General features: G+C 54.4%; 2 tRNA genes. Both read right to left on the reverse strand.

The window, feature by feature from the left end:
* Positions 1-130: 130 nt before the first annotated feature.
* Positions 131-206 (reverse strand) — tRNA-Ala (locus A3722_RS18010).
* A 26-nt stretch (positions 207-232) separates the two neighbouring features.
* Positions 233-309, reverse strand: a tRNA-Ile gene (locus tag A3722_RS18015).
* Between the last annotated feature and the right edge of the window lie 35 nt (positions 310-344).

The following is a 344-nucleotide window of genomic DNA, read 5'->3' on the forward strand; positions in this document are numbered from 1 at the left end:
GAACCGAGGTGCCGTGAATAATGGGCGTACCATTGTGACAACGCCCAGTAATCGCGGTAAACCATTGTGATCGCACAAATCTTCATGCCCTCTTCTAATCCGTTCAGACCAGAGGCGACAAGAGAATTCATGGTGGAGCCTAGGAGGATCGAACTCCTGACCTCCTGAATGCAAATCAGGCGCTCTCCCAGCTGAGCTAAGGCCCCAAAAGGCTTCTGCACTGCAGATGCGATGGTGGGTCGAGGAGGACTTGAACCTCCGACCTCACGCTTATCAGGCGTGCGCTCTAACCACCTGAGCTACCGACCCATACGGGCGGTAGCCCGGGTTCTATTTTCTGAAGA

Origin of the sequence: Sulfitobacter sp. HI0027 (genome assembly GCF_001634775.1) — a bacterium.
Taxonomy (GTDB): domain Bacteria; phylum Pseudomonadota; class Alphaproteobacteria; order Rhodobacterales; family Rhodobacteraceae; genus Sulfitobacter.